Genomic DNA, 12,795 nt, shown 5'->3' with positions numbered 1-12,795 from the left:
CGTTTCCTGAAAAGTCAGAACTTGTAGGTCAGGCCAAGGTACGCGGTGCGACCAGAATAACTATTGGAATAGAAACGATCCTTGGTGTCGTTGCCCAGGTGCGTGCGCGCTGTTTCCCTGGTCAGATTCAGTACCGAAGCGCTGAGACTGAACGCATCGGTGAAGTTGTAAGCAGCATTCAGATCGACCTGCTGATACGGTTCTTCATAGACGTTCATCTTGTTGACCAGACCGTCGACGACTTCGCCGCGACGGTTATACGACGCACGCAGCATCAGCTTGCGTGTTTCGTAGAACACGGTGAAGTTGGCCTGGTTCTTGGCGCTGCCGACCAGCGGTGACTTGCCGAGGGAAGTGCCGTCCTGGAGGGTGATGGCTGCTTCGTTGGTCCTGTTGTAGGTGTAGTTGACCTGGAAGCCAAGTCCGAAATCCAGTGTGTGCTGAGCATAAAGCTCGATGCCTTCCGAGACGCCGTTGCGGCCGCCGGCGGTGGTCGAATAGTTCTGCACCGTGACGGTTTGGCCAGCAACGGACATCGCCACGTCCTGGACGACCGGCACCGTGAAGTTGCTGACGTTCTTGCGGAACAGGTCGGCACCCACGATCGAACCCGGATGGAAGTACCACTCAAGTCCGAGATCGAACTGGGTGGCCTTGTACGCTTCCAGGTTCTTGTTGCTGCCGGAGCCGGTCCACCCCTGTTGGCACCCGCCACCGATGATCTGGTGGTCGGTGACGTACTGCGCGCTGCAATAGTTCAGGCCACCCGGCGAGGCGATGTCGCCGTAACCCGGACGCGAGATCACCTTGGAGGCCGCGCCACGCAGCACCAGGTTCTTGGTGATGTCGTAAGCAATGTTGAAGCTCGGCAGGACGTCGTTGTACCTGCGGTTGAGCGAGCTGACCGCCCAGGACTGGGTGTGTCCGCTGGCGGGGTTGTTGACATCGTCCGGCAACGTTGTGAAACCACCTTGGCAACCGGAGCCGGTGGGCGCACCGGCAGCCGGTGCGCTACTGCAAGGCTGCAAGGCGCCATTGACGCGCCAGAAGTAGGCATTGTAGTAATCGATCTGATCCGTCGAGTCGGCTTGTTGTTGGGTGCGTACCAAGCGGACACCGACGTTACCGCGCAGGCGTTCCGTCGAAAAGTTGGCCTGTGCGTAAACCGAGGAAATCTTTTCATTCACGTTGTAAACGAAGTTCGGTTCGTTGCGGGTCCGCATCTGCCCGTAGGTCGAATTCAGATACTGGATGTAGGTCGGATAGTTGATCGCCGGGAACAGGTTGGTGTTGAAGGCACCGCTGTTGGTGTTGCTCGGCGAGTACAGGAGGTATGACGGAAACTGGTTGGCAAGGGCCGGGCAGGGGTTGTTGGATTGCCCGAAGCGATTGGCATAATCGTTGGGGTCGGTGCCCGGGCACGCCCAGTAGTTGTTGCCGGTATTGCGGTGCACGCCGCCGTCACGATACTTGGCGCCGAACTGCAGCGACTGCAACCAGCTGCTCTGGCTGTGCCAGGTGAAATCGGCTTGCGCGTAGTTCTGGTGGTTGCTGTTCTTGGTCCAGGACGATCCGGTCGAGCCAAGATCGGGTTCCAGGATGCCGTTCTGCAGGTTCTGCATCAAATCGGGCGAGAACGTCATCGACGGCGTACCACTCAGGCTCCAGGCGCTGAGGTGGTTTGCGAGCGCCCAGGTTTCAGTGGCCGTGCCAGCGCCGCTGATCAGCTTGCGCGGCTTGATTGGCAAGGTGAACTGCAGCGACGGGCCGCCTTCAGCCCAGGTGTGGCCGCCCTTGATCTCGGCATCAAACGGACCGTGGTGCCATTCGACAGAGAGGTCGAATGTCTGCGACCGCGCCTTCTGGATGTTGTAGCTGCCGGTGATCTGCGGCGTCGGAAGCGCGCAGCTATCCGAACCCCAGCCACCCGGCTGGTATCCGAGCGCAGCGGCTTGCGTTTCATTGCAGGGGTAGGTCATGCCGGCATGTGCGCTGTAGGTGGCGCCGGTGACGATGGTGTGGCTGGGGTCGAAAGTCATGCCATCGAGCATGCGGCCGGTGAGCCAGTTGCCGTCGCCGCTGAAGCGCGACAAGCTCCACTCCGGAATCTTCAGGGTGTTGGTCTGCGAGTTCTGCGACAGATCGAAGCGGAAGTAGTTGGCCGTCACGGTCAGCTCGTTGGTCGGCTTGAACTGCGCGGTCAGCTGGCCGCCTTTGCGCTCGCGCTGTTCGTTCGTGATGCTCATGTCGACCGAAGTCGGCATCGCGAAGTGGGTGTAGTAGCCACCGTTCTGGTCATGGAAGCCCGTGCCACCCCAGTAGTCGTGGGGCGCCCCGGGGGTGGGCCTGCCATTGACATCGACCGCTTCGCCGCCTTCGTCCCGACCGTACCAGTTGTAGTCTTCCGTGCTGGTACCCATGGTGCGCGCACTGCGTTTCTGGTGGGTATAGCCGATCAGGATGCCGAAGCGGTCGGACTTGTCGTGCCAGGAATACTGCGCGGATACCGACGGATCGATCTTGTCATGCGAGCGGTTGTCGGCCATCGCGCCTTCGACGTTGACGAAGCCGCTGTTGGACTTGACGTTCAACGGACGGCGCGTGTGCAGGATCACCGTGCCGCCAATGCCGCCTTCGTCGAGGCGTGCTTCCGGGGTCTTGAACAACTCCGCGCTGGACAGCATGTTCGACGGCATCAACGTGTAGTTGAACGAACGCGTCGGATCGCCGTTCGATTCAGCCGTGGCGACATAGTTGCCATTCAATTCGGTCAGGGTCAGGCCCGAGGCCAAGCCGCGCACGCTGACATTCTTGCCTTCGCCGCCATCGCGGGAAATGATGACGCCCGGCACGCGCTGCAGCGCATCGGCGACGTTCTTGTCGGGAAACTTGCCGACGTCTTCGGCAGTGATCACTTCGACGATCGCGTTGGCATCGCGCTTCTGGTCGAGGCTCTTCTGGATCGAATAGCGGTAGCCGGTGACCGTGACCTTGCCGAGTTCGTCGGCCTTCTTCTGGTCTGCCTGCGCGCTGGTCGCGGCACTGTCAGCGGGCGCTGTCGCCTGTTGGGCGAAGACGATGGCCGGCGCTGCCATGGCAGCGGTGAGGACGGCGGCAATGGCGAGGGATAGCGAGTTCCGGTGCTGCGTGCGTGGCGACAGGTTCATTTCAGTTTTCTCCCTGCTGAAATTGGATCGATCTAAATTCACGACGGCGAATTAATAACATGCACTCGCTCGCGACGCATGCTGCCATGCAACACCTTTATCGCATTCAGGGAAGTCGCATCGTGGCGAGCACCGCCAGCGCTTCTTCGTGCGTCGGCAATGCCGCGAACGCACCGTGGCGTGTCACTGCGAAGGCGCCGCAGGCCGCCGCATAACGCAATGCGTGTTCGAGTGCAGCGGTATCAGCGAGGAAACCATCGAAGCGCGTGGCGTTGACGCCATCGCGCTGCAATCCGCACAGCAATCCGCCGATGAAGGCATCGCCGGCGGCGGTGGTGTCGACCGCGACCACTTGTTGCGTCGGCAACGTGCCGCTGCCATTGCGCGTATGCCAACGAATCGGCGCGGCGCCATCGGTGACGAGGACGAGGCGCGCATCGTGCAACAAACGTGCGATCGTGGCGTCGGCCGTCGCGCTGCCCTGCTGCAGGAATTCCAGTTCTTCGCGCGCCAGCTTGACCATGTCGGCCAGTGCCAGTGCCTGCCATATGCGATCAATCAACGGCTTGCCAGCGGGCCACAGGGAGGGCCGCAGGTTGACGTCGAAACTGGTGAGCGCACCGGCAGCATGGGCGCGCTTCATCCCCGTGATCGTGGTCTCGGCGATGTTCGCGTCGGTCAGGCTGTTGCTGCAGACGTGGAAGATGCCGAGGTCGCGGAAGCAGTCATCGTCGAAGTCGTCTTGCGCGAACAACAGGTCCGCCGCAGGCGGGCGATGGAAGCTGAAACTGCGTTCGCCGCGTACATCGAGGGATACGAAGGCCAGCGCGGTTTTCGCTTGATCGGTCGTGCGCACGTAATGCGTGCCGACGCCGGCAGCGCGCAGGCTGTCGAGCAGGAAATCGCCGAACATGTCCTTGCCAAGCATGCCGACGAATTCGCAGGTGCCACCCAGCCGTGCGATCGCGACTGCGGCATTGGCTGGCGCGCCGCCAGCGAACTGGCGGAATACGCGGCCCTGGCCGTCGCCTTCAATTGGTGCGGCGAGAAAATCGATCAGTGCTTCGCCGAAACAGACGATGGTGCTCACGGGACGGGTCCTGGTTGCAAGGTCGATGGAAGAAGAGCGGAACGGCAGGAGATCAGGCCGGCGCGGAACTGCTGGCGCGTTCCACCAGGCGCACCGGCACGATATTGGCTGGCGACACCGGCGTGGCTTGTTCGACGCGCTGCAACACCAGCTGTGCTGCCTGGCGACCGCGTGCGCGTGGATCGGTGCTGAGGGTGGTGAGTTCGGGCATGCTCATCGCCGCTTCCGGAATGTCGTCGAAGCCGGTCACCGCGAAATCGATGCCCGGGCGCAGGCCGTGGTGGGCGAGGCCGAGCATCAGCCCGAGGGCGACGGCGTCGTTGTAGCAGACGGCCGCGGTTGGCTTGGTCTTGCCGGCAAACAATGTTTCGCTGCGCGCACAGGCATCGACGCGGGTCGGCGCGGATTCGATCAACCACTCGTTGCGCGCACGCAACCCGGCCTTCTTCAGCGCATCGTGGTAGCCCTGGCGACGCTCCTGGCACGAGCTGGAATTGGCATGGCCGCCGAAGAACGCGATGTCGCGATGGCCACGTTCGATCAGGTGTGCGGTTGCCTGCATGGCGCCGCCGCGGTTGTCGAGGCCGAGGAAGTCGTGATCGGCACCATCGCTGTCGTGGTCGAGCATGCGGTTGAACACCAGTAGCGGAGTGCCGCCGACCACGCGGTCGATGTCGCGTGCGTCGGTGTTTTCCGCGGGCGACAGGATGATCGCGGCGGGATGGTGTTCCATCAGCGAATTGAGTACTTGCAGCTGGCGTTGCGGCGATTCGTTGCTGCAACCGAGCAGGGTCACGTAGTCCTTGCCGCCCAGCGCTTCGTCGACGCCGGTGGCGAATTCGGCGAAGAACGGGTTGGAGAGATCATTGATCACCAGCGCGACGCTGTTGGAGACGCGTCGGCGCAGGTTGGCGGCCGCGCGGTTGTAAACGTAGCCCTGGCGCTTCATCTCCGCTTCAACGCGCTGGCGGGTAGCGGGGTGCACCAGCGGGCTGCTGCGCAACACCAGCGAGACGGTCGCACGCGAGAGCCCGCAGGCGCGGGCGATGTCCTCGACCGTGACGCGTTGTCGCGCACTCATGCGATCACCCCATGCGGCGGCGCAGCACGAGCGATGGCGATCCGGGGGGCGATGAATTTCATGCTGGCGCTGTTTTAAATCGATTCAAATCGAGCATATCATTCCGGACGAGAAGTGTTCAGTCCTGCCCACGAGGCTTCCATGCGCCCCATCTTTCGTCCTTCCTCGCTGCGTCATTCGTTCGCAACGTTCATCGCCGGTCTGGCGTTGACCTCCACGGTGATGATTGCTTCGGCGCAGACGCGCACGCCGCTGGCCGCGAGCGTCAATACGCTAATCGGCACCCAGGATGAAGGCAACACCTTCCCCGGGGCGGCGGCGCCGTTCGGGATGATCCAGGCCAGCCCGATCGGTTCGCACTACGCCGGCTGGCGCTACGGTGACGACAAGATCCTCGGCATCGGCCATTCCTTCATTTCCGGTGCCGGCTGCTGGGAGCAGGGCGGACAGGTGTCGGTGTTGCCGGTGACGGGAACGATCGCGCCCGGTGGCGCGTTCGACACCAAGGACGCGAAGTCCTTCGACCAGAAACACTATGGCGCGCGCTACACGATCGATGCCGGCGGTCACCAGGCCGGCTACTTCAAGGCACGCCTCACGGATTACGGCGGCATCGACATCGAAACGACAGCGCTGCCGCGCGCTTCATCGGAACGCTATACGTGGGCGCCCGGTGCCGATACTGGCCATGTGCTGGTCAATGTCGCGCAGGCGAACGCCAAGCATCGCGTGATCGGCAGCCAGGTCCGCGTGGTTGGCGATCGCGCGGTGGAAGGCAAGATCACCACGCTGAGTTTCTGCGGCGGCCACCAGTACAGCACCTGGTTCCGCATCGAATTCGATCGCCCGTTCACCGCGTTCGGCGTGTGGGGGCAGGCGGGCGGCACTGCCGGCGCGCGCTTCAGCATGGAAAGCGAATACGAACCGTTCAACGGCGCGTGGGTGAGTTTCGGATTGAAGGATGGTCGCAGCGTGACCGCCACCACCGCGATCTCGCATGTCGACATCGAAGGCGCGCGCAACAATCTGCGGGCCGAAGGCCTGCGTGATGGCAAGCCGATCACCTTCGATGCCATGCGCATGCAGGCGCAGCAGACGTGGGACAAGGAACTGTCGAGCATCCGCATCGATGGCGCATCAACCGATGATCGCAGCGTGTTCTACACCGCGCTCTACCATGCCTTCCTGCAGCCGATGACCGGCAGCGACGCCGACGGTCGCTATCGCGGTTACGACGATCGGATCCATCGCGCCGACGGCTGGACCTATTACGAATATTTCTCGCTGTGGGACACCTATCGTGCGCAGAACCAGCTGCTGGCGCTGCTGCGCCCGCAACGCGCACGCGACATCGGTCGCACGCTGCTGGCGATCGATGCGCAGAACGGCTGGCTGCCGCGCTGGGGCTACGCCAATTTCGATACCAACACCATGACCGGCGATCCGGTAACGCCGTTCCTGGTCGATCTGTGGCGCTATGGCGCACTGAAGGGCATGGAAGGCGCGGCGTGGACGGCGTTGCGCAAGAACGCGTGGGAAGTGCCGCCGCTGACGTCGCGCAGCGAAGGGCGCGCCGGCAACGCCAACTACATCGCGCATGGCTTCATCCTGTTCGATCGCACCTTCCCGGCCAAGGGCATGGACGTCGATCCGCAGAACGCCGGCTCGGCGACGATGGAATACGCACTGTCCGATTGCGCACTGGCGCAGATGGCGCAATCACTCGGCCACCCAGACGACGCCAACACCTTGCGCACGCGTGCCGGCAACTGGCGCAACCTGTGGGATGCGACTCTGACCGAACCGGAATCGTCCTTCGTCGGTTTTCCGCACCCGAAGATGGAAGGTGGCGACTGGTTCATCCCACCGAACGGCCATTACAGTCCGCGTTCGCACTACGGTTTCCATGAAGGCACGTCGTGGCAATACCAGTGGCTGGTGCCGCAGGATGTGGCCGCACTGGCGCAGGCGATGGGCGGACGCGAGCAGATGGGCAAGCGCCTCGACGCCTTCTTCGCCTGGGATGAAATCGGCGGCGATCCGCAAGCTGCACGCAAGGCATGGGTGAACGGTGCGTATGCCTATTACGGCCAATACCGCTTCAATCCCAACAACGAACCGACCATGCACGTTCCGAGTCTTTACAGCCTGATCGGGCAACCGTGGAAGACCGATGGCGTGTTGCGCGCGGCGCAGACGCTGTTCACCAATGCGCCCAACGGCGTGACCGGCAACGACGACCTCGGCACCATGTCAGCGTGGTACCTGTTCACCACGCTCGGCTTCTCGCCGTTGATGCAGGGCACCGGCGAAGTGTTGTTGCACGCGCCGCGCTATCCGCGCATCACCATCGATCTTGGCGATGGCCGCACATTACGCGTCGAAGCACCGACCGCGAAACCCGGCGCGCAGGAATCCGTCGCGGCTGTGAAATTCGACGGCAAGCCGGTCAGCAATGTGTGGATGAATGTCGATGCGCTGCGCAAGGGCGGCACGCTGCAGTTCGCGTTGACGCCGACGCCAGATCGCAATGGCTGGGGCACGCACCCGCAGGATGCGCCGCCCTCGGCGTGTCCGGTGACTCAGTGAGGTGAGGCGCTGTCCGCCACCGCATCGTCGGTGACGGTCAGGCCTGCCTCTTCGAACGCTTGCCGGAGCGCGGAAACGACACCCGCGAGTTCCTGCGCGCTGGCGGCGGCGAAGAGAATGCCGTCGCCATCAACCGCCGGTGCAATCAGCAGGCACGCATCTGCAGGGAAGTCGACGCCGCGCCAATCGCGCAAGCGCCGCAGATGCTCGAGCGTGTCATCTGTCAGCGCACTATCGCGCAGCACGAGTGCGGTTTGTCCCTGCAGTTGCCAATCCTGCGCAAACAGCTCGGCGACACCAGGCGCATCCATGGCGATCGCGATGTTGGCTGGCCACGTGTGCGTCAGTCGCTGGTAGATCCTCTCCGGCAGTGGCGGTCGCACCATCGGGACGCGTTTTATGCCGGCCGGCAAGTCTTCCGCAAAGAACAACCGGAACGCGACCGTGCCCGATGTCGTGGCAACGTGCGCGACGACATCGATGATCGGCACCGGCACGCCGGCGTCGATCGCAGGTGGATCCATTGTCCAGGTGAGAAGCACCGCGGCACTGCGCGCCGGCCTGGACTCTGCAGTCCGGGAGGTGTGTTCGTTCCAGGATCGACTGATGTGGATGATCGGAAAGACGCGCATTGGTGTGGTTCCTGCGGCGATCGGCGGCGTCATCGTGTCATAAGGCCCGATGGCGCTGTCGTCAATCACCACCTGTTTCCACATGCTGCCAACGATGCATCGCGGGCTAGAATCCAGCCGTGAGTATCCAGCCACTGCCAACATCCGCCCAACGCCTGGCGGCTCGCCAAGCCAATTCGGCGTCGATCACCAAACAGCTGATCGTCCTCGCCGCGGGAATGACCGGTGCAGCGGTCATTGCCGGAATCCTGAGCAACGTCACCGAGCAGACCAATCCCATTTGGGCGCTTGCGATGATCGCGTCGGGAATTGTCTGCTTTGACGGATATCTGGCCATGGCAGCGTGATTGCGGCTGTGCTGGCGGCACTGAGCATGTTCGCTGCGCTGCGGCGTCGGGCCACAGTTGCGAAGATCGCGGCATTGCGGCGTGGCACGCACGTCCAAGGCACGATCACCGACGACGGGCTCGCCGAATTCGCGCCACACCCAACCTCAAAATCACCACGATCACGGTGTCGTTCCGGGATACCCGTGGGGTCGAGCGCTGGGTCACGGCCCCGGCCACTCAAGCGCTATGCGCGAGGGCCGGGAATCCCGACCGAAACTGTTCGAAGTGATTTGGCGCGCCCGGAGGGGTGAGAGGCCGCGCTTGCACGCCACTGGCGTGCGCGGCAACGAACGCCCGAGTGCTGTGCACGAGGGCCGGGAATCCCGACCGAAACTGTTCGAAGTGATTTGGCGCGCCCGGAGGGATTCGAACCCCCGACCAATGGCTTCGGAAGCCACTACTCTATCCGGCTGAGCTACGGGCGCCGATACGATCCGCGCGAAGCGGATCGCATAGTGTAACGGCTTGCTTTGGCGCACGCGATGCATGTGCGACGCATCCCAAAGGTGCCAGACATGGCTCAACACGGATATCGCCAAGCGTGCGGGCACATTGTTGCCGTGGCGCACCGATCGCTCCGCGTGATGTACGTCGATCGGCGTGCATCACTGTCGCGGACAGCAGCCAGAAGCACAGACCGGATCCGGTGATTGGGGCACCACGTCCGGCAAGGGGATCACCGACTCCTGGCAGTAGGGTGCATTCGACCGGAAATTACGATTTCTTAATTTTGTATCGATTCAAATACTTATGTGATGACTATCACAAACTGATGCGGCGGCGTTGGAATATGGTCCCGGACATTGGAAATGGTTGGTCCATTGGTCCAATACCCATCCGAACCGAAATTCAGCGAAAAGGCGACATCGTGATGCCGAAATACAGCAAGTTGACCTATGCACTCCTGGCCGCACTGGCGCTGTCATCCACCGCCGTACAGGCCCAGGAGCAGGCGTCGCCGACAGGCGAGAGCAAGAAAGACGATGCCACGCTGGGATCGGTCACGATCACCGGGTCGCGCATTCCGCGTTCGCAGGCCGAGGGCGCCGCGCCCGTCACGGTCATCTCCGGCGAAGAGATCAAGAAGCAGGGTTTCACCAGTGTGTATGAGCTGGCCAATTCGTTGACCCAGACCGGGGTCGCCGAGTCCCCGCCCACCTGGGGCAGTACGTCGGTGAACGCGCGCCAGCTCAACTTGCGCAACATGGGTTCGGGTCGTTCGTTGCTGCTGGTCAACGGCCATCGCGTTGACGATTATCCGCAGCCGGCGGCAGGCAAGACCAATTTCCAGAACCTCAACAACATCCCCACCGGCATGATCGACCGGATCGAGGTCCTCGCCTCGGGCGCGTCCTCGATCTATGGTTCGGATGCGGTCGCCGGCGTTCTCAACATCATCCTCAAGGACCATTTCGAAGGCGATGACTTCAAGATCCGCGCCGGCAGTTCGACGCGCGGTGGTCGCCAGCTTTCTGATCTGAATTACACCGGGGGCCGTGCGCGCGACAACTGGAGCGTGGTCTACAACGTCCAGCTGAGTCATCGCAGCGGGTTGTTCGGACGCGACCGCCCATACACGCAGTCCGATTCCGATGCGGGTTACGGCGCGTGGGATTACAACGCGCGGGCATTCGGCTATCCGTCGTATCCCGGACTGCAATTGCAGGACAACAACGGTGTCAACATCACGCCGCCGGCAGGATCCTGTGGAGCGTTCGGCAGCCATTTCTATCCCTACGACGCCAGGACGATGGCGCTCAATGGCCACACGCCGGATCCGAGCCAAGTCACGAATAACGGCACGTATTGCGCGCAGCGCGCGGTCTTCGAAAACTGGGTGCTGTCGCCCAGCCGCACCGACAAGAATTTCTATGTCTCTGCCAATTACGACATCAACAAGAAACTGACCGCCTATGCCACCGTCGGTTACTGGAGCACGGTCGGCATTTCCAATACCGAATTGCCGTTCCTGTATCCGATGGGCGGACTGCCCAACGGGTTCCTCGACCAGACCACCGGCAAGGTGATCAACAACTATTTCCGCCAGCTCACGCCGGCGGAGCTGGGGAATTATGGCAACACCTACGACCGCGAGAAGAACTGGGATATCCACTTCGGCCTGAAGGGCAGCGTGTTCAACGATCGCTTCAACTGGGACCTGAACCTCGGGCATTCCAAGTACATCGTCAAGGAGCACTACACCGGCTTGAACGAGCAGGGCATGTTCGATTTCTTCTTCGGGCCACAGCTTGGTACCGATCAGGCGACCGGCAACGCGATCTACGCGCTCAACAGCAACCGTTTCTGGAATCCGATCACGCCGTTCCAGTACGCCAGCTTCGGCGTGCAGGGCGTCAATGCGTCGTATTCGTGGATGAACCAGGCCGAGTTCAACATCAATGGCGACCTGTTCCACACCTGGGCAGGACCGGTCGGATTCGCAGGCGTGCTCGAGGCCAATCGCCAGGGCTACAAGCTGATTCCCGACGCGCGCGGCAATACCACCACGTTCGGCGATCCCTTCCAGGACTACAACACCGGCGGCGGTACGCGCACGCGCTACTCGGCCGGCGCCGAATTCCGGATTCCGTTGCTGCGGACATTGAACTGGGGGCTGTCGGGTCGCATCGATCATTACGACGATGCCAGCGCGACGAAATTCGCGCGGACCTGGGGCACGTCATTCGAATGGCGTCCGTATGACGGCCTGTTGTTGCGCGGCACCTACGGCACCAATTTCCATGCGCCGGACATGCAGTACATCTACAAGAACGGCAACTCCTACACGGTCGGCATCTACTCCGATCCCTACCAGTGCATCGTCAACAACGATCCGGTGTGCGCGGCGACGCAGCACAGTACCTATTACACCCTGCATGCGGCGGGTGGCCCCCATCTGTTGCCCGAGACCGGAAAGTCGTGGACCTATGGGGTCGTCTGGGATCTGCCGTGGGCCAAGGGCCTGTCCGTATCGGCCGACTATTGGTACATGGGCATCGACAACTCGATCGACAATGTCGGCAGCGATACGCTCCTCACCGACGAGGCCGGTTGCCGCACCGGCAAGGTCGTCGGTGGCGGGACATACACCGCGCACGCTCCCGGGTCGGCGTATTGCCAGCAGGCGATCGCCGATGTCGCGCGCGGGGCCAATGGCGCCGTCAGCGACGTCTATACCGGCCCCATCAACCAGTCCAAGCTCTACGTCAGTGGCGTCGATGCAAGCGTGAAGTACAACCACCGCAGCACGCGTTGGGGCACTTTCACCTTCGCCTTCGACTGGACGGACAACCTGACGTACAAGTCACAGACGCTGGCGACCGATCCCTACGTCAACACGCGGACCGATCACCCTTTCAGCAAGACGACGGCGTCGCTGGAATGGGCCAAGGGGCACTGGGACACGCTGCTCTACGTGAACCGGGTGGGCGGCGTGCGTGCCAACAATTGGGGTGGATGCGAGCGGCTTGCCAATGGCGTGCAGCCGTCCCTGGGTGATGCCGATTGCGTGGTCTATCGCAAGCACATCCCGGCCTGGATCACCGCCAGCGGATCGGTGGGATATCGCTTCAACGACAGCAACAAACTCACGCTGTTCGTGTCGAACATCTTCGACAAGGTCGGCGGAATCCCGTATTACGCCGGCGGGTTCGAATTCATCCCGGCCATCCAGGGTGCGACCTACGTTGGTCGTGAAGTCTCGCTGGAGTACAACTTCAAGTTCAAGTAATGCCGGCTAGGTAGGTTCCGGCTGCCATTCGGCTCAAGACGCCTGATGGCAGCCGGCCATGCCCGGATGGTGGCGCAAGCCGGGGTTGTATCGGCGCGGCGATGTTCCGGTGTCTTT

Annotated in this window: 7 protein-coding genes and 1 tRNA gene; 3 read left to right on the top strand and 5 right to left on the bottom strand. The window is 62.3% G+C overall.

Going from position 1 to position 12,795, the window contains the following annotated elements:
• Positions 1-14: 14 nt before the first annotated feature.
• From Lysil_RS01855 to Lysil_RS01845, 3 genes are all read right to left on the bottom strand, one after another.
• Positions 15-3,167: a TonB-dependent receptor gene (locus Lysil_RS01855; protein WP_103073873.1), complete on the bottom strand. Its 3,153-nt coding sequence runs from the start codon at positions 3,165-3,167 to the stop codon at positions 15-17.
• A gap of 106 nt (positions 3,168-3,273) precedes the next feature.
• Positions 3,274-4,257 carry a carbohydrate kinase family protein gene (locus Lysil_RS01850; protein WP_103073872.1) on the bottom strand — a complete coding sequence of 328 codons (984 nt, stop codon included), beginning with the start codon at positions 4,255-4,257 and terminating at the stop codon, positions 3,274-3,276.
• A gap of 52 nt (positions 4,258-4,309) precedes the next feature.
• Positions 4,310-5,338, bottom strand: a complete 1,029-nt coding sequence (locus tag Lysil_RS01845) for a LacI family DNA-binding transcriptional regulator (RefSeq protein WP_103073871.1) — start codon at positions 5,336-5,338, stop codon at positions 4,310-4,312.
• A 141-nt stretch (positions 5,339-5,479) separates the two neighbouring features.
• Here Lysil_RS01845 and Lysil_RS01840 point away from each other — a divergent pair, with 141 nt between their 5' ends.
• A complete protein-coding gene (locus Lysil_RS01840; protein ID WP_103073870.1) occupies positions 5,480-7,927 on the top strand; it encodes a GH92 family glycosyl hydrolase in 2,448 nt (815 codons plus the stop codon).
• Here the strand turns inward: Lysil_RS01840 and Lysil_RS01835 are convergent.
• Positions 7,921-8,643 carry a hypothetical protein gene (locus Lysil_RS01835; protein ID WP_103073869.1) on the bottom strand — a complete coding sequence of 241 codons (723 nt, stop codon included), beginning with the start codon at positions 8,641-8,643 and terminating at the stop codon, positions 7,921-7,923. The two genes, Lysil_RS01840 and Lysil_RS01835, sit on opposite strands and share 7 nt — an antisense overlap.
• Positions 8,644-8,678: 35 nt before the next feature.
• On the opposite strand from Lysil_RS01835, the gene Lysil_RS01830 reads away from it, so the two are divergent.
• Positions 8,679-8,906: a hypothetical protein gene (locus tag Lysil_RS01830; RefSeq protein WP_103073868.1), complete on the top strand. Its 228-nt coding sequence runs from the start codon at positions 8,679-8,681 to the stop codon at positions 8,904-8,906.
• Positions 8,907-9,296: 390 nt separating this feature from the next.
• On the opposite strand, the gene Lysil_RS01825 is transcribed toward Lysil_RS01830, so the two are convergent.
• Positions 9,297-9,373: transfer RNA gene (locus Lysil_RS01825), tRNA-Arg, on the bottom strand.
• Between the two features lie 446 nt (positions 9,374-9,819).
• On the opposite strand from Lysil_RS01825, the gene Lysil_RS01820 reads away from it, so the two are divergent.
• Complete coding sequence (locus tag Lysil_RS01820) at positions 9,820-12,678, top strand: TonB-dependent receptor plug domain-containing protein (RefSeq protein ID WP_165782347.1); 2,859 nt, start codon at positions 9,820-9,822, stop codon at positions 12,676-12,678.
• The last annotated feature ends 117 nt before the right edge of the window (positions 12,679-12,795 follow it).

This window comes from Solilutibacter silvestris (assembly GCF_002895945.1).
GTDB classification, from domain to species: Bacteria; Pseudomonadota; Gammaproteobacteria; order Xanthomonadales; family Xanthomonadaceae; genus Solilutibacter; species Solilutibacter silvestris.
Note: the sequence above shows the minus strand (reverse complement) of the source record. Positions and strands in the feature narration are given on the sequence as shown.